The sequence below is a fragment of the Caldimonas sp. KR1-144 genome, assembly GCF_049446155.1.
Taxonomy (GTDB): domain Bacteria; phylum Pseudomonadota; class Gammaproteobacteria; order Burkholderiales; family Burkholderiaceae_C; genus Rivibacter.
Genome location: NZ_JBMSEE010000007.1, coordinates 73,558 through 90,440, shown reverse-complemented (window position 1 = coordinate 90,440; position 16,883 = coordinate 73,558). Strand labels below are relative to the sequence as shown.

The 16,883-nt window shown below is 68.0% G+C and carries 17 protein-coding genes; 11 read left to right on the top strand and 6 right to left on the bottom strand.

Annotation, left to right across the window (positions count from 1 at the left end):
* Window positions 1-10 precede the first annotated feature (10 nt).
* The 3 genes from ACO2TI_RS16620 to ACO2TI_RS16610 all read right to left on the bottom strand — a co-directional run bounded on the left by ACO2TI_RS16620 (window position 11) and on the right by ACO2TI_RS16610 (window position 2,449).
* Window positions 11-1,231 (bottom strand): IscS subfamily cysteine desulfurase, encoded by a 1,221-nt coding sequence (locus ACO2TI_RS16620; RefSeq protein WP_423286020.1) that lies wholly within the window; start codon window positions 1,229-1,231, stop codon window positions 11-13.
* Window positions 1,232-1,280: 49 nt separating this feature from the next.
* Complete coding sequence (gene iscR, locus ACO2TI_RS16615; RefSeq protein ID WP_423286018.1) at window positions 1,281-1,814, bottom strand: Fe-S cluster assembly transcriptional regulator IscR; 534 nt, start codon at window positions 1,812-1,814, stop codon at window positions 1,281-1,283.
* Between the two features lie 152 nt (window positions 1,815-1,966).
* On the bottom strand, window positions 1,967-2,449 hold the full coding sequence (locus ACO2TI_RS16610) for a low molecular weight protein-tyrosine-phosphatase (RefSeq protein ID WP_423286017.1): 483 nt from the start codon (window positions 2,447-2,449) through the stop codon (window positions 1,967-1,969).
* A 401-nt stretch (window positions 2,450-2,850) separates the two neighbouring features.
* Here ACO2TI_RS16610 and ACO2TI_RS16605 point away from each other — a divergent pair, with 401 nt between their 5' ends.
* From ACO2TI_RS16605 to ACO2TI_RS16560, 10 genes are all read left to right on the top strand, one after another.
* Entirely contained in the window at window positions 2,851-3,087 is a 237-nt protein-coding gene (locus tag ACO2TI_RS16605; protein ID WP_423286015.1) for a hypothetical protein, read from the top strand.
* 55 nt (window positions 3,088-3,142) lie between these two features.
* The gene (locus ACO2TI_RS16600) at window positions 3,143-3,352 is read left to right on the top strand and encodes a hypothetical protein (RefSeq protein ID WP_423286014.1); all 210 of its coding nucleotides are present in this window, start codon (window positions 3,143-3,145) and stop codon (window positions 3,350-3,352) included.
* Between the two features lie 37 nt (window positions 3,353-3,389).
* A complete protein-coding gene (locus ACO2TI_RS16595) occupies window positions 3,390-3,638 on the top strand; it encodes a hypothetical protein (protein WP_423286013.1) in 249 nt (82 codons plus the stop codon).
* Window positions 3,639-3,842: 204 nt separating this feature from the next.
* A complete protein-coding gene (locus ACO2TI_RS16590; RefSeq protein ID WP_423286011.1) occupies window positions 3,843-5,741 on the top strand; it encodes an extracellular solute-binding protein in 1,899 nt (632 codons plus the stop codon).
* 121 nt (window positions 5,742-5,862) lie between these two features.
* A complete protein-coding gene (locus ACO2TI_RS16585) occupies window positions 5,863-7,719 on the top strand; it encodes an extracellular solute-binding protein (protein WP_423286010.1) in 1,857 nt (618 codons plus the stop codon).
* A gap of 13 nt (window positions 7,720-7,732) precedes the next feature.
* Entirely contained in the window at window positions 7,733-8,773 is a 1,041-nt protein-coding gene (locus ACO2TI_RS16580) for a microcin C ABC transporter permease YejB (RefSeq protein WP_423286009.1), read from the top strand.
* Between the two features lie 18 nt (window positions 8,774-8,791).
* Window positions 8,792-9,883 carry an ABC transporter permease gene (locus tag ACO2TI_RS16575; RefSeq protein WP_423286008.1) on the top strand — a complete coding sequence of 364 codons (1,092 nt, stop codon included), beginning with the start codon at window positions 8,792-8,794 and terminating at the stop codon, window positions 9,881-9,883.
* A 16-nt stretch (window positions 9,884-9,899) separates the two neighbouring features.
* Window positions 9,900-11,501: an ABC transporter ATP-binding protein gene (locus ACO2TI_RS16570; RefSeq protein WP_423286007.1), complete on the top strand. Its 1,602-nt coding sequence runs from the start codon at window positions 9,900-9,902 to the stop codon at window positions 11,499-11,501.
* 138 nt (window positions 11,502-11,639) lie between these two features.
* Window positions 11,640-12,266, top strand: a complete 627-nt coding sequence (locus ACO2TI_RS16565; protein ID WP_423286006.1) for a hypothetical protein — start codon at window positions 11,640-11,642, stop codon at window positions 12,264-12,266.
* A gap of 5 nt (window positions 12,267-12,271) precedes the next feature.
* Window positions 12,272-12,841 (top strand): nucleotidyltransferase family protein, encoded by a 570-nt coding sequence (locus ACO2TI_RS16560; RefSeq protein ID WP_423286004.1) that lies wholly within the window; start codon window positions 12,272-12,274, stop codon window positions 12,839-12,841.
* A gap of 22 nt (window positions 12,842-12,863) precedes the next feature.
* On the opposite strand, the gene ACO2TI_RS16555 is transcribed toward ACO2TI_RS16560, so the two are convergent.
* Entirely contained in the window at window positions 12,864-13,181 is a 318-nt protein-coding gene (locus ACO2TI_RS16555; protein ID WP_423286003.1) for a DUF2917 domain-containing protein, read from the bottom strand.
* Between the two features lie 119 nt (window positions 13,182-13,300).
* Here ACO2TI_RS16555 and ACO2TI_RS16550 point away from each other — a divergent pair, with 119 nt between their 5' ends.
* A complete protein-coding gene (locus tag ACO2TI_RS16550) occupies window positions 13,301-14,233 on the top strand; it encodes a LysR substrate-binding domain-containing protein (RefSeq protein ID WP_423286001.1) in 933 nt (310 codons plus the stop codon).
* Between the two features lie 19 nt (window positions 14,234-14,252).
* Here ACO2TI_RS16550 and ACO2TI_RS16545 read toward each other — a convergent pair whose 3' ends face one another.
* Window positions 14,253-16,070, bottom strand: a complete 1,818-nt coding sequence (locus ACO2TI_RS16545; RefSeq protein ID WP_423285999.1) for an AMP-dependent synthetase/ligase — start codon at window positions 16,068-16,070, stop codon at window positions 14,253-14,255.
* Window positions 16,067-16,873, bottom strand: a complete 807-nt coding sequence (locus ACO2TI_RS16540; protein ID WP_423285997.1) for an ABC transporter ATP-binding protein — start codon at window positions 16,871-16,873, stop codon at window positions 16,067-16,069. The genes ACO2TI_RS16545 and ACO2TI_RS16540 overlap by 4 nt, the downstream gene beginning before the upstream one ends.
* Window positions 16,874-16,883 lie beyond the last annotated feature (10 nt).

Here is a 16,883-nt window from a genome sequence, read left to right as displayed (position 1 = left end):
GTGGGCGCGATCAGTGCGCGGCCCACTGAATGGTGCTGATGTCGATGCCGTCCTGGTACATCTCCCAAAGCGGCGAGAGCTCTCGCAGCTTGGCGACGTTGTGGCGGATCGTGCTGATCGCGTAGTCGATTTCTTCTTCGGTCGTGAAGCGGCCGATCGTGATGCGCAGGCTCGAGTGCGCGAGCTCGTCGCTGCGGCCCAGCGCGCGCAGCACGTAGCTCGGCTCCAGGCTCGCCGATGTGCAGGCCGAGCCCGACGAGACGGCCAGGCCCTTGATGCCCATGATCAGCGACTCGCCCTCGACGAAGTTGAAGCTCATGTTCACGTTGTGCGGCACGCGCTGCGTGGCATGGCCGTTCAGGAAGGTCTGCTCCACATCCGACAGGCCGTCGATCAGGCGCTTTTGCAGTGCCTTGATGCGCGGCAGCTCGGTGGCCATCTCCTCGCGTGCCAGCCGGAAGGCCTCGCCCATGCCGACGATCTGGTGCGTGGGCAGCGTGCCCGAGCGCAGGCCGCGCTCGTGGCCGCCGCCGTGCATCTGCGCCTCCAGGCGAACGCGCGGCTTGCGGCGCACGTACAGCGCGCCGATGCCCTTGGGCCCATAGGTCTTGTGCGAGGCCAGGCTCATCAGGTCGATCGGCAGGATGCCGAGGTCGATCGGCGTCTTGCCGGTGGCCTGGGCCGCGTCGACGTGGAAGATCACGCCGCGCTCGCGGCAGATGGCGCCCAAGGCGGCCACGTCCTGGATCACGCCGATCTCGTTGTTCACGAACATGACCGACGCGAGGATCGTGTCCGGGCGCAGCGCGGCCTTGAACTTCTCCAGGTCGACCAGGCCGTCCTCCTGCACCTCGAGGTAGGTGACCTCGAAGCCCTGGCGCTCCAGCTCGCGCGTGGTGTCGAGCACGGCCTTGTGCTCGGTCTTGACCGTGACGATGTGCTTGCCGCGCGTCTTGTAGAACTGCGCCGCGCCCTTGATCGCGAGGTTGTTCGACTCGGTGGCGCCCGAAGTCCAGACGATCTCGCGCGGGTCGGCGTTGATCAGCGCGGCTACCTCGGCGCGCGCCTTCTCGACGGCTTCTTCGGCTTCCCAGCCCCAGGCGTGGCTGCGCGAGGCCGGATTGCCGAAATGCTCGCGAAGCCACGGGATCATCGCGTCGACGACGCGCGGGTCGCACGGCGTCGTGGCGCCGTAGTCCATGTAGATCGGAAAGTGCGGGGTCATTTCCATGGCGGGCTCGTCCCTCGGAACGGCAGGGATGGCTGGCAGTCGATCAGGGTTACTTCGTCAGGGCGGAGCCCAGCGCGAAGACGGAATTCGGCGCCGTGACCTTGATCGGCTTGACCACCGGCTGCGACGAGATCGCGCGCTTGACCGGCGCTTCCTCGATCGACACGCCCTTGGCGAGCTGCTCGTCGACCAGCTTCTTCAGCGAGATGGAATCGAGGTACTCGATCATCTTCTTGTTGAGGCTGGCCCACAGGTCGTGCGTCATGCAGCGGCCCGTGTCGTCGCCCATGCAGTTCTCCTTGCCGCCGCAGCCGGTCGCGTCGATCGGCTCGTCCACGGCGAGGATGATGTCGGCCACGGTCACGTCCTCGGCCTTGCGGCCCAGCGAGTAGCCGCCGCCCGGGCCACGGGTCGACTCCACCAGCTCGTGACGGCGCAGCTTGCCGAAGAGCTGCTCCAGATAGGACAGCGAGATTTGCTGGCGCGCGCTGATCGCGGCCAGTGCCACCGGACCGGTGTGCTCGCGCAGGGCGAGGTCGATCATGGCGGTAACGGCGAAACGGCCCTTGGTCGTGAGACGCATGTCGAAAACTCCTTCGGCTCGAGGCCCGCTGGAACGTCGGGTTAACCCCGATCGCATGTGGCCTCCACTTCCCTCGCCGGTTAATCCCGACTGAATGACTCGATTATAGGGCTTAGGGTTCCCCCGTGCTGACGGGTCCCTGCGAAACGACCCTACGCACAGGTCAGCGTCTTGGACAGATGCTTGACCAGGCCATCGGAAGCTGCCTCGACCAGATCGAGCACGTGATCGAACCCGGCCGGCCCGCCGTAGTACGGGTCCGGCACCACCTCGCTGCCCGCCTGCGGGCCGAAGCGCATCAGCAGGCCGAGCTTGGCGCGCAGGTGGGGGCCGGGGCAGGCCTCTTCGAGCAGCGCGAGGTTGTCGTGGTCCATCGCCAGCAGCAGGTCAAAGCGCTCGAAGTCCGCGGCGCAGATCTGGCGGGCACGCAGCGCGGAGAGATCGACGCCGCGTCGGGCCGCGTGCGCCTGGCTGCGGTGGTCGGGCGGCGCGCCGACGTGGTAGTCGTGTGTGCCGGCGGAGTCGACCTCGACGCGATCGGCCAGGCCGGCGGCGGCCAGGCGGGCGCGCAGCACGCCTTCGGCGGTCGGGCTGCGGCAGATGTTGCCCATGCAGACGAGAAGTACTCGGAACATGCAGATCGCTTCAGTCGTTGGCTGCCGTTTTCGGCGGCGCCACTACGGTAACGCATGCCTTACCCGACTAGCGGCACACAGAATCCGGCGGCGACGCCGCGCAGGGCTATGCGCAAGCCGCGTTGCTCGCGCGGGCACTGGCCGGGACGCTTTCGCAGGCGGGTGGCATCCAACTCCGGTGCCTCGGTGCAAGCAGCAGCAGCAGCAGCAGCGTGAAGCGGTCGGCGCCTTGCTTTCGTCACCACCAGTCTCGGCATTTGCCAATCCTGCTTTGTTGGAGCAATGGCTCGAGAAGTGTCGCCTTCGGCATAGCCTGAATCCAGCACCGTCGGAAACATCGCAACCTCGCCGCAAGCTGAAGATGCAAGTCGTGATAGTCGGCACCCGAAAGAAGGCTAACCATGCGCGCAATCACTATTCACCTGTCAGGGTCGCTTCAAAGGTATGCCAAGCAATACGCGGCCCAGGAGGGTATTTCCGTCGACCAGCTCGTGGGCATAGCGCTGGCCGAGAAGCTCTTGGACTTGGCAACGGAGGACTACTTGGCCCGGCGCGCCAGGCGCGGCTGCCGCAAGAAGTTCGACGCCGCGTTGGCACGCTCACCGGCCGGTCAACCGAGCGAAAACGACAACGCGTAAGTACTCTCCCATCACAGATCCCCGGGGCGACCGGCGAACGAACGGAGCTGTTGACATGAGCAAGAAGCTGAAGCTGACCGTCTACGACGCTGCGGAAGACCTCTGCACGGAGGCCATGATCCGGACCTTCATGGCTGAAGCATTCGAGACTAAGGAACCCGGCTACGTTGCACATGCGCTGGGCGTTGCCATCCGCGCCAGAGCCATGAAAAAGGATCGCGCGCCCGGCCGGAGCACCTTGGCGGCCGAGAACCTGGCCGACTGAAACCGCCTCGCAAGAGCCGCCTGAAAGGGTCGTTGTCATGGATGAAGCCTTGTTCGATGACTTGCTGCAGAGCCTCAGCGAAGCCGCCGCCGTCGCCAAGGTTCGGACGAAGTCGCCGCGCCGTATCGATGTGAACTCGCTCGAAGCGCTCAGCCCTGGTAGCAAAAGCGTGCTTGCGAGATCGTGCCAAGAGTCCAAGCCGCATCAGTTCGATATCGCTCAGGCAGGCGCGGCGGCCCGTGAACCGGACGCAGACGACAAAGGGCAAGAGTGCTGCTCGCCCTGACAGCCGTCAGGCGACTGGCGGGCGACTGCAGTGGTTGGCGTCATCAAAGAAGTCTCAGCGCCGCACTTGCGGCTGTGTGCGCTCGACCGTGGAGGCTGGGCTTATGACTTTCGCTGCGTCACGAATGTCGAGGCGCCGCGGCTGTAGGCCTGCGCGCGGGCTGGCCCGCTGCCTCGCAACTCGCGTGTCGCTTAGCATCGACGGATGTTGTTGCAGTTGCAGTCGCGGCCTACCGGCCGCTGGTGGCGCCCGCTCGGCGCCGCGGCGATCAACCTCTTCGCCGCCTTCGCCGCTCACGCCGCCGCCGCTGCGGCGCCTCCCTGGGTCCACGGCTGGGCGCCCTACGGCGAGCCGCTGTATCCGCGCGGCTTCGACCATTTCGCCTACGCCGACCCGAAGGCGCCCAAGGGCGGGACGATCTACCTGACCAACCCCGACCAGCGCTCGAGCTTCGACAAGTACAACCCCTTCACGATCAAGGGGCAGTCGCCGGCCGGCGTGTCGATCTTCATGTTCGAGACGCTGATGCAGCGCTCGGGCGACGAGCCGATGACGGTCTACGGCCTGGTGGCCGAGGAGATGCAGGTCGCGCCAGATCGATCGTGGGTGGCGTTTCGCATCCATCCGAAGGCGCGCTTCAACAACGGCGACGCGGTGACCGCCGAGGACGTGAAGCATTCGTTCGAGATGCTCACCGGCAAGCACGCCGCACCGCAGTACCGCACGGCGCTGTCCGCGGCGCAGCGCGCAACGGTGCTCGACGCGCGCACGGTGCGCTTCGATCTCAGCCAGCACACGGCCGATGCGGTGATCCAGCTCGCCGCGCTGCCGGTGTTCTCGCGCAAGTGGGGCGTGGACGCAAACGGCCAGCCCAAGCCCTTCGACGAGATCATCGACGACGAGCCGATCACCACCGGCCCGTACAAGATCGCGCTCGCCGACTCCGGCCGGCGGATCGACTTTCTGCGACGCCACGACTACTGGGCCGAAGGACTCGGCGTCGTCAAGGGCTTCTACAACTTCGAGCGGGTGGTCTACCGCTACTACGCCGACGGCGCGGTGCAGCTCGAGGCCTTCAAGGCCGGCGAGTTCGATCTCATCCAGGAGTACTCGGCACGCCGCTGGGCGCGGGTGCACGCCGGCCCGAAGTGGCGCGACGGCCGCATCAAGAAGGAGGTCTTCGACACCTCGATCGGCCAGGGCCACTACGGCTACCTGTTCAACCTGCGCCGCCCGATCTTTGCCGACCGCCGCGTGCGCGAGGCGGTCGACCTGGCCTACGACTTCCCCTGGATCAACCGCTACGAGCAGTACAAGCGCGTCTACAGCCTGTTCTCGAACTCCGATTTCGCGGCGCAAGGCCTTCCCAGCGCGGGCGAGCTCAAGCTGCTGGAGCCTTTTCGTGGCGAGCTGCCGCCGCAGGTGTTCGGTGAGCCCTACGAACCGCCGCACACCGGCGAGACGCCGCTGGTCTCGCGCGACAACCTGCGCCGCGCGCGCGACCTGCTGGCGGCGGCCGGGTTCCGGCTCGGCGCCGACGGCGTACTCGTCAACGCGCAGGGCGTACGGCTCGAGTTCGAGTACATGGACGCGCAAGACGGCGGCGCGCGCACCACGGCCGTGTGGCGCCAGAACCTGGAGAAGCTCGGCATCCGCATGAACTACCGGCGCGTCGACTTCGCGCTGTACATCAAGCGGCTCGAGGGCTTCGACTTCGACCTCGTCGGCGTGCGCAGCAACGACTTCACGCTGCCGGCAGCGCTGGACCTGATCGACACCTTCGGCTCCAAGCTGGCCGACGAACCGGCGTCGAACAACCTGCGCGGGGTCAAGAGCCGCGCGGTCGACGCCCTTCTCGCCGCGATGAACCGCGCCACGACGATGCAGGAGCTGCTCGACGCCTGCCGCGCGCTCGATCGCGTCGTGATGCACGAGCGCTGGCAGGTGCCGGCGTTGTACGCGGCCAATTTCCGCGTCTCCTACTGGGACCGCTTCGGCCGCCCGGCGCAAAAGCCCAGGTACTACACGCCCGACAGCGCGCTGGAGCCCATCCCGCCGTGGCCGATCGTCACCTGGTGGATCAAGCCCGATGCCGTGCGCTGATGCGTGCCAGCCCGGGTTTGTCGCGGTCAGCCGAGCACGACCCTTGCTTTAGCATCGCGCGATGAATTTTTTGCAGTTCAAGGCCCTCACGAGGGGCCGGTGGGCGCTTGCGTGCGTTGCGATGTTGTGGGCGGCAACCGCCGGCGCCGCGACCGCGCCGGCCAACGACGCAGCGACTGCGGCGGCGCCCTGGGTTCACGCCTACTCGGCCTATGGCACGCCCAAGTACCCGCGCGGCTTCGACCACTTCGACTATGCCGATCCCAACGCGGTCAAGGGCGGCACGCTCTACCTGAACCAGCCGGACCGCCGCACCAGCTTCGACAAGTACAACCCGTTCACGATCAAGGGCAACGCGCCCGGCGGCTTGTTCGTCTTCATGTTCGAGACGCTGGCCATCCCGTCCGGCGACGAGCCGGGCACGGTGTACGGGCTGCTCGCCGAGGAAATGCAGGTTGCGCAGGATCGCTCGGCGGTGAGCTTTCGCCTCAACCCCAAGGCGCGCTTCAACAACGGCGACCCGGTGCTGGCCGCCGACGTCAAGCACTCGTTCGAGATGCTGACCGGCAAGTACGCGTCGCCGCAGTACCGCACGCCGCTGTCGGCCGTCTCGCGCGCCGAGGTGCTCGACGAGCGCACGATCCGCTTCGAGCTCAAGGACCGCTCCGTCGACGCGGTGCTGCAGATCGCCGACATGCGCGTGTTCTCGCGCAAGTGGGGCGTGGGCCCTGACGGCAAGGCCAAGCCCTTCGACCAGGTCGTCAACGACGAGCCGATCACCTCCGGCCCCTACCGCATCGCGCTGGCCGACTCCGGCCGCCGGCTCGAGCTCGAACGCCGCCCGGACTACTGGGCCAGGGATCTCGGCGTGCGCCGCGGCTTCTTCAACTTCGACCGCGTCGTCTACCGCTACTACCAGGACCGCGCGATCTCGATGGAAGCCTTCAAGGCCGGCGAGTTCGACCTGCTGCTCGAGTACTCGGCCAGCCGCTGGGACCGCGTGCACGCCGGCCCGAAGTGGCGCGACGGGCGCATCAAGAAGGAGCTGCTGGTCCATCAGAAGGGCGAGGGCCAGCAGGCCTACCTGTTCAACCTGCGCCGCCCGCTGTTCCAGGACCGCCGCGTGCGCGAGGCGATCGACCTGGCCTACGACTTCGACTGGGTCAACCGCCGGCGCCAGTACAAGCGCAACGAAAGCGTGTTCGCCAACTCCGAGTTCGCGGCCACGGGCCTGCCCAGCGCCGGCGAGTTGAAGCTGTTGGAGCCCTACCGCGCCGAACTGCCGCCCGAGGTGTTCGGCCCGCCCTACCAGGCGCCGCGCACCGACTCCGGCCCGATGGCCCTGCGCGAGAACCTGCGCCGCGCGCGCGACCTGCTCGCCGCCGCCGGCTACAAGCTCGGCAGCGACGGCGTGCTGGTCAACGATGCCGGGCAGCGCCTGGAGTTCGAGTACCTGACCTCCGAAGACGGCGCCGCGCGCACTGCCGCGGTGTGGATCTCGCACATGGAGAAGCTGGGCATCCGCATGAAGGTGCGGCGCGTCGACTTCGCGCTGTTTCGCAAGCGGCTCGAGGTCTTCGACTACGACATGGTCGCAATCGTGCTGCCGGACTTCACGCTGCCCTCGCCGCTGGACTACACGGAGATCTTCGGCTCCAAGTCCGCCGACGAGCAGGCCTCGGGCAACTACCGCGGCGTCAAGAGCCGCGCGGTCGATGCCGTGCTCGAGGCGATGAACCGCGCCACGACGATGCCCGACCTGCTCGACGCGGCGCACGCGCTCGACCGCATCGTGATGCACGAGCGCTGGCAGGTGCCCGAGCTGTACGCCAACAACTACCGCGTCTCCTACTGGGACCGCTTCGAGCGCCCGAAGACCGTGCCCAAGTACTTCACGATCGAAAGCCCCAACGAATCCCTGCCGCAATGGCCCATCACGACCTGGTGGCTCAAGCCCGGCGTGAGCCCCACGCACTGAAGAGACCCCATCGATGCTGAGCTACATCCTCAAGCGCATCGCCCTGATGCTGCCCACGCTGCTGGGCGTGTTGACGCTGACCTTCGTGGTCATCCAGTTCGTGCCGGGCGGGCCGGTCGACCAGGTGCTGGCCGAGGCGCGCGCGGCGCGCGGCGGCGGCGCCGAAGGCGGCGGCTACAGCGCGCGCCGCGACATCGACGCCAAGCAACTGGAAGAACTCAAGGCCCTGTACGGCTTCGACAAGCCGGCGCACGTGCGCTACGTCGAGATGCTCAAGAACTTTGCGAAGTTCGACCTGGGCCGCAGCTTCATGCACAACAAGGACGTCTGGCAGCTCATCAAGGAGAAGCTGCCGGTTTCTATCAGCCTGGGCCTGTGGACCTTCCTGATCAGCTACCTGGTCTCGATCCCGCTGGGCATCGCCAAGGCGGTGAAGGAGGGCAGCAAGTTCGACGCCTTCACGACCTTGCTGGTGCTGATCGGCTACGCGATACCCGGCTTCGTGCTGGGCGTGTTCCTGATCGTGCTGTTCGCCGGCGGCACCTTCTTCGACTGGTTCCCGCTGCGCGGCCTGACCTCGGACAACTGGGCCGAGCTGTCGTGGCCGGCGCGCATCGCCGACTACTTCTGGCACCTGACGCTGCCCTTGATCTGCATCGTGATCGGCAGCTTCGCGGTGATGACGATGCTGACCAAGAACACCTTCGTCGAGGAGATGCGCAAGCAGTACGTGCTGGTCGCGCGCGCCAAGGGCCTGTCGCAGCAGCGCGTGCTCTACAAGCACATCTTCCGCAACGCGCTGATCCCCATCATCACCGGCTTTCCGGCGGCCTTCGTCGGCGCCTTCTTCGCCGGCTCGCTGCTGATCGAGACGCTGTTCTCGCTCGACGGACTGGGCTTGCTGTCGTACGAATCGGTCGTGCGGCGCGACTACCCCGTGGTGCTCGGCTCGCTGTACCTGTTCACACTGATCGGCCTGGTGGTCAAGCTGGTCGCCGACGTGCTGTACGTGGTGGTCGATCCGCGCGTGCAGTTCGGTGCGGCGGCCAAGTGAGTTGAGGAAAGCAAGAACATGAACGCCAGCGTCACCACCCCGCTCACGCCGCCTGTCGCCGCGCCCTCGCACGAGGTCGTGGCCACCCCGAAGCCGATGTCGCCGAACCAGCGCGCCTGGGCGCGCTTCAAGCGCAACCGCTTCGGCGTCTGGTCGCTGTGGATCTTCGCCGTGATCCTCGCCGTGACTACGCTCGCGGAACTGGTCGCCAACGACCGGCCGCTGGTCGCGCGCTACGAGGGCCAGTGGTTCTTCCCCATCATCAGCAACCCGCCCGAGAAGCGCCTGGGCGGCGACTTCGACACGCCGACCGATTGGCACGACCCCTTCATCCGAACGCTGTTCGAGCGCGAGGGCAACTTCGCGGTCTTCACCGCGATCCAGCACTCGGCGGCGTCGATCGACTACTTCGCCAAGGAGCCCGATCCCGCGGCGCCCAACGCCAGCCATTGGCTCGGCACGGACGAAGCGGGCCGCGACGTGCTCGCACGCCTGATCTACGGCTTTCGCATCAGCGCCTGGTTCGGCTTCGCGCTCACGCTGGCCGGCGTGGCCGTCGGCGTGCTGGCCGGCGCGGTGCAGGGCTACTTCGCCGGACGCACCGACCTCGCGATGCAGCGCTTCATCGAGATCTGGAACTCGGTGCCCGAGCTCTACGTGCTGATCATCTTCGCGTCGATCTTCGAGCCCTCCTTGCTGTTGCTGCTGGTGCTGCTGGCGCTGTTCGGCTGGGTCTCGCTGTCGGACTACGTGCGCGCCGAGTTCCTGCGCAACCGCTCGCTGGAGTTCGTCAAGGCGGCGCGCGCGCTGGGCCTGTCGAACGTGCAGATCATCTGGCGCCACGTGCTGCCCAACTCGCTCACGCCGGTGATCACCTTCCTGCCGTTTCGCATGAGCGCGGCCATCCTCGCCCTCACCTCGCTGGACTTCCTGGGCCTGGGCGTGCCGGCGCCAACCCCGTCGCTTGGCGACATGCTGCGCCAGGGCAAGGAGAACCTCGATGCCTGGTGGATCACGGTGCCGACCTTCGCGGTGCTGGTGGTCACGCTGTTGTTGCTCACGCTGATCGGCGACGCGCTGCGCGACGCTTTCGATACGCGCAAGTCCTGATCACCGATCGATCGCCATGAACGACACCCCCACCAAAGCATTGCTCGAGGTCGATCGCCTCACGGTCAAATTCGGCCCGTCGACCGTCGTCGACGACGTCTCGTTCTCGATCGCTCCCGGCGAGAAGTTCGCCCTGGTCGGCGAATCGGGCTCGGGCAAGTCGATCACCGCGCTGTCGGTGCTGCGCCTCGTCGACGCGGCCAGCGCGAGCGGCGCGATCCGCTTCGACGGCGAAGACCTGCTCAAGAAGAGCGAGCGCGAGATGCGCGGCATTCGCGGCTCGTCGATTTCGATGATCTTCCAGGAGCCGATGACGGCGCTGAACCCGCTGTACACGATCGGCAACCAGATCGGCGAGGTGCTCGAGCTGCACGAGGGCCTGCGCCCGATGCAGGCGCGCGAGCGCGCGATCGAGCTGCTGCGGCGCACCGGCATCCCCGAGCCCGAGCGCCGCGTCGACGCCTTTCCGCACCAGCTCTCCGGCGGGCAGCGACAGCGCGCGATGATCGCGATGGCGCTGGCCTGCGGCCCCAAGCTGCTGATCGCCGACGAGCCGACCACCGCGCTGGACGTGACGATCCAGCAGCAGATCCTCGAGCTGCTCGACGAGCTGCAACGCGACTTCGGCATGGCGCTCCTGTTCATCACGCACGACCTCAACCTGGTGCGCCGCTTCACGCACCGCGTCGGCGTGATGGAGAAAGGCAAGCTCGTCGAGCTGGGCGAGACCAAGACCGTGTTCGCCAACCCGCAGCACGCCTACACCCAGCGCCTGCTCGCGAGCCGGCCACAGCGCGTCGTGCGCCCGGTCGACAACAACGCGCCGGTGCTGGTGGCCGGGCAGGACGTCAAGGTGCGCTTCGACATCCCCGTGGGCTGGTTCAAGAAGCGTCACTTCGAGGCGGTGAAGCAGGCGACGCTGGAACTGCGCCGCGGGGAGACGCTGGGCATCGTCGGCGAATCGGGCTCAGGCAAGACGACGCTGGGCATGGCCCTGCTCGCGCTGCAGCCGATCGCCGAGGGGCGCATCGAGATGGGCGGTGCGCGCATCGACAACGCCGGGCGCCAGGCGCTGCGCGGCATGCGCCGGCGCATGCAGGTGGTCTTTCAGGATCCGTTCGCCTCGCTCAGCCCGCGCATGACGGTGGGCCAGATCGTGGGTGAAGGCTTGGCGCTGCACTTCCCCGAGCTCACCGCCGAGCAGCGCGAGACGCGCGTGATCGACATGCTGGCCGAGGTGGGCCTGTCGGCTGCGCAGGGCATCCACAACGTGCTGCAGCGCTATCCGCACGAGTTCTCGGGCGGACAGCGGCAGCGCATCGCGATTGCGCGCTCGGTCGTGCTGCGCCCCGAGGTGCTGGTGCTTGACGAGCCGACCTCGGCGCTCGACGTCTCGGTGCAGCAGCAGGTGCTCAAGCTGCTGGCCGAGCTGCAGGCGCACTACGGCATGAGCTACGTCTTCATCAGCCACGACCTCGCGGTCGTGCGCGCGATGTCGCATCGCGTGCTGGTGATGAAGGACGGCGAGGTGGTCGAGGAAGGCGAAGCGGAGGCGCTGTTCGCGCGGCCGCAGCAGCCGTACACGAAGGCGCTGCTCGCTGCAGCCCAACTGGCTTGAACAAGGCCTGAACAAGAAGCGTCGCGAACGCCGACTGCGCGGCAGATCGCGACATCAGGGGCCCAACGGCCACGCAGTTCCGGCTTTCACGGCCGGGCGCGCTGCCTAGCATGGGCCGGTATCGACTGGGGGACGCAGATGGCTTTCAAAGCCAAGGCGCTCGGCGCATTGGCCGGGGTACTGCTGTGCTGGTCGGCGCATGCGGTCGAGCTCGACGCCGACGCATCGGCCGATGCGCGGCAGATGGCGCAATGGGTGCTCGCCACCGGCGATCACGGCGGCCGCGCCTTCGCGGTCGTCGACAAGAGGAACGCGCGGATCTACGTGATCGATGCGCAGGGCCGCCTGGCGGGCAGCACGCCGGTGCTGCTGGGTGCGGCGCGCGGCGACCACTCGGTGCCGGGCATCGGCGAACGCCCGCTGAACCAGATCCGCCCCGAAGAGCGCACCACGCCGGCCGGCCGCTTCGAGTCCGAGCCGGGCCGCAACCTGAGCGGCGAGCACATCGTCTGGTTCGACTACGACGCGGGGCTCGCGATCCATCGCGTGCGGCCGAACCTCGCCTCCTATGGCGCCCGCCTGCAGCGCCTGGCGTCCGGCGGCAGCGACGACAAGCGCGTCTCGCTGGGTTGCGTGGTGGTGCCGGAGGCGTTCTACGACGAGGTGATCCGCCCGGTGCTCGGGCAAGGCCGCGGCGTGGTCTACGTGCTGCCGGAGACGGCGCCGGCGCAGCAGACCTTCGCCGGGCTGGCGTCGGCAGGCTGAGACGCGTGCCGCTCACGGAAGGCGCCTTCATCGCCGACGCGCTGCGCAACCGCGTCAATGCCGAACTCCTCGCACGCCTGCCCGCGCTCGGCCTGCCGCAGTGCCACCTCGCGGCCGGCTGCCTGTTTCAGGCCACCTGGAACCGCATCAGCGGCCGCACGGCCGACTGGGGCGTGCGCGACTACGACGTCTTCTACTTCGACGACCGTGATCTGTCGTGGGAGGCCGAGGACGAGGCGATCCGCCGCGTGCAGGCGCTCACGTCCGACCTCGGCGTGCATGTCGAACTGCGCAACCAGGCGCGCGTGCACCTCTGGTACGAGCAGCGCTTCCAGGCGCCCTACCCGCGGCTCGCGAGCGCGCGCGACGGCATCGACCGCTATCTCGTGGCCTGCACCTGCGTCGGCATCGATGTCGATTCGGGCGAGCTCTACGCGCCCGACGGGCTCGACGAGCTGGCGCGCGGCGTGCTGCGCATGAACCCGCGACATCCGTTTCCGTCGCGCTTTGCGATCAAGGCGCAGAGCTATCGGGAGCGCTGGCCCTGGTTGACGGTGGTGCCGGTCGGCGACTGAGCAAGCCCACCTGCCCGCCGATTCATCGCATGTGAAGCCTCAGCAGCAGCGAAGGCCGCACCTGCCAACGCCGCACGGTCCGCGACGCGCTCACCGCGCCGACCCCGCGCTCGATCTCCACACCGGCCGGGCCGAAGCCGGAGATCATCGCGCGCGCGTCGAAGCGAACGCGATGTGATTCGCCGTCGAGCAGCACCACGTCGTCGAGGTGTCCCTCGAACGTGAGCCATATCCGGCCGGACCGGCAGTGGACGACGTCACCGGGGCGGACGCGCAAGGCCAGCCCATCGATCGACGACACGGCCCAGGCGACGATCGCGGGGCCGCCGTTGCATTCCATCAACTCATGTTTCCCAGCCATCGGAGCCTCCCGCAACGCGCTTGACGATGCCCATATTGAAGGCGAGCATCCGCTCCGTCTCAAGCGACTTCGGCGCACGCTTCGCATGCGCCCAGCTCATGAATCAACCGCTGCACCAACTCCCTTCGCTGGACCTCCTGCGCGGCTTCGTCGCGGTGGCGCGGCGCATGAGCATCACGCTGGCCGCGGCCGATCTCTTCCTCACGCAATCGGCCGTCAGCCGCCAGATCCGCAGCCTCGAAGAGGAACTCGGCGTGGCGCTGTTCGAGCGCCGCCACCGCGGCATCGCGCTGACGCCCGCGGGCGAGCGGCTGTTCCGGCACGCCGACGCCTGGTTCGACCAGCTCGGCGAGGTGCTCGCCTCCTTGCGGCCCGCGGATGCCGCGGCTCCGGTGACCGTGACGTCGACGATTGCCGTCACCACGTTGTGGCTGCTGCCGCAGCTGGGTCGTTTCCAGTCGGCGCACCCGGCGCTGGACGTGCGCGTCGCGGCCGGCAACCGCGTCGTCGCCGACCTGCAGCGCGAGGGCGTCGACCTGGCGCTGCGCTACTGCACGCGCGAGCAGGCGCCTCCTCAGGCCGAGCACCTGTTCGACGAACGCATCGTGCCGGTCGCCAGCCCGTCGCTGGGGTTGCGGCGCGTGGCTGGCGCGGCGGCCCTGCGCCGCCTGACGCTGCTCGAGTACGAAGACGTCGCGCGCCCCTGGCTGCAATGGAACGGCTGGCTGCAGGCGGCCGGAAAAGCCCCCGCCGAGCCGCTGGGCCGCTTGCGCTTCAACCAGTACGACCAGGTGATCCAGTCGGCCCTCGCCGGTCACGGCGTCGCGCTGGGCCGCGCGCCGCTGATCGCGCCGATGCTGGCCGACGGCCGGCTCGTTGCGGTCGAGGGCTTGTCGGCGCCCGCGCGGCCGGACTACGCGTACTGGCTGATCCTGCGCGAGGGCACGCTGCCGGTCGCCGCGCTGCGCTTTGCCGACTGGCTGCGCGAGGCCGCGCGCGAGACGCGGGCACTGCTCGAGACGCTGTTCTGAGCCGGCTCGCCGCCTGCGCTCAGGGGACGTACAAGGCCTCGATCTCGGCCGCGTAGGCCTTGTAGATGCTGCTCCTGCGCACCTTCATCGTCGCCGTGACCTCGCCGTCGTCGTGGTCGAGCTCCTTGGTCAGCAGGTGCACGCGCTTGACCTGCGCCACCGGCGCGAGCCCGGCGTTGCCGCGCGCGATCTCGGCGTCGATCAGCTCGCGCACCTGCGGCGTCTCGACCAGCGAGCGAAAGTGCGTGAACGCGAGCCGCTGCTGTTCGGCCCACTTGGCGACCGTCTCGTAGTCGATCTGCACCAGCGCCGACACGTACTTGCGCGCCTCGGCGACGACGATGCATTCCTTGATGAAAGGGCTGGCCTTCATCGCGTTCTCGATCTCCGAGGGCGTGAGGTTCTTGCCGCCGGCGGTGATCATGATGTCCTTGAGGCGGTCGACGATGCGGATCAGCCCGCCCTCTTCCTCGCGCACCACGTCGCCGGTGTGCAGCCAGCCGTCGCGGATCGCCTCGGCCGTGGCCTGCGGGTTCTTGTAGTAGCCCATGAAGACCACCGGCCCGCGCAGCAGCAGCTCGCCGTTGTCGGCGATGCGGTGCTCGACCAGCAGCGTCGCTTCACCGACGGTGCCGATGCGCACGCGCGAAAGCCGCTGCCCGGTGACCATGCCGCTCGACTCGGTGAGGCCGTAGACCTCGATCAGCGGCACGCCCAGCGTGCGGAAGAAGCGCACGATGGCCGGCGGGATCGGCGCCGCGCCGGTGAGCGCGATGCGTGCCTTGCGCAGGCCGATGAAGTTCTGCAGCGCGCGAAAGATCAGCAGGTACCAGAAGCCGAACACCAGCCGTTCGGCGAGCGTGCGCTGGGCGGGCGACTTCTCGGCAAAGGACCCGCACGCCGCCATCGCGCGCGCGAACAGCCAGCGCCGCAGCCGGCCGGTCTCCTGCATCTTGATCGAGATCGCCGAGTGCAGCTTTTCCCAGATGCGCGGCACGCCGAGGAACATGCTGGGCGCGACCTCGCGCAGGTCTTCCTGCACGGTGCGGATCGACTCGCCGAAGTTCACCGTCGAGCCCAGGTACAGCGGCACGAAGGCGGTCAACATCTGCTCGGCCACGTGGCAAAGCGGCAGGTAGGACAGGTGCGTGGTGCGCGCGTCGAGCCCGAGGCGATCGACGATGCCCGGCACCACGCCGCGGATGTTGGCGTAGCTCAGCATCGCGCCCTTGGGCTTGCCGGTCGAGCCCGAGGTGTAGATCATCAGCGCGAGGTCGTCGAGGCGCTGGCGCTCGAGCACGGCGTCGATGAAGCCACCCTCGATCGCCTCGCGCGCGGCACCGAGTTTTTCCAGCTCGTCGAACGCGATCACGCGCTCGCGGTGCTCGGGCGGGGTGTTGCGCAGGCCCTTCTTCTCGCACACGACGATGCGGCGCAGCTTGGGCAACTGGTGCAGTGCGCCGAGTACCTTGTCGGTCTGCTCCTGGTCCTCGCACACCACGACCTCGACGTCGGCGTGCTCGAGCACGTAGGCGACCTCGTTCATCGGGCTGGTGGGGTAGACGCCCACCGTCACCGCGCCGACCAGGCCGCAGCCGAGCTGCGTCAGCACCCACTCCAGCCGGTTCTCCGAAATCACGCCGACGTGGCCGGCCTCGCCAAGACCGATCGCGCGCAGGCCGAGGCCCACATGCCGCGCGCGGCGCTCGTACTCGGCCCAGCTCACCGGTCGCCAGATGCCGAAGTCCTTCTGGCGGATCGCGATCGCGCCGGGCCGCTGCCGCGCCTGCTCGCGCAGCATCTGCGGCAAGGTCTTCTCGGGCAGGTCGGGGTTCATGACAGCCAGCGCTTGCGGCGCTTGTAGTGCTTGAGGTCGCGAAAGCTCTTCGCGCCGGCCCCACCCACGCCGAGGTAGAACTCGCGCACGTCGGGGTCTGCAGCGAGCTTTGCGGCCGGGCCGTCGATCACCACCTTGCCGGTCTCCATGATGTAGCCGTAGTGCGCGACGCCCAGCGCGACCGCGGCGTTCTGCTCCACCAGCAGCATCGAGACGCCCTGTTCCGCATTGATGCGCGCGATGATCGAGAAGATGTTCTCGACCAGGATCGGCGAGAGGCCCAGCGAGGGTTCGTCGAGCAGCATCAGCTTCGGACGTGCGATCAGCGCGCGGCCGATGGCGAGCATCTGCTGCTCGCCACCCGAGAGGTAGCCGGCCAGGCCGCGACGACGCTCGTGCAGGCGCGGGAAGTACTCGTAGACGAGGTCGAAGTCGGCGCTCGCCGCCTTGCGGCCGGTGAGCGCGTAGGTCGCCGCGACGAGGTTCTCCTCGACCGTGAGGTCCTCGAACACATGGCGCCCCTCCATCACATGGAAGAGGCCCGAGCGCACCAGCTCGTGCGGCGCGCGCCGAGCGGTGGAGGCACCGTCGAAGCGCACCTCGCCCTTGGGCATCTCGCCGTCTTCGAGCGCGAGCAGCCCCGACACCGCCTTGAGCGTGGTGCTCTTGCCGGCGCCGTTGCTGCCGAGCAGCGCGACGATCTGGCCTCTTGGCACAGCCAGCGAGAGACCACGCAAGACCTGGACGGCCTTGTTGTAGACCACCTCGATGTTGTTCACCAAAAGGACAGGTGCTTCGCTCACGGCCGGGCTC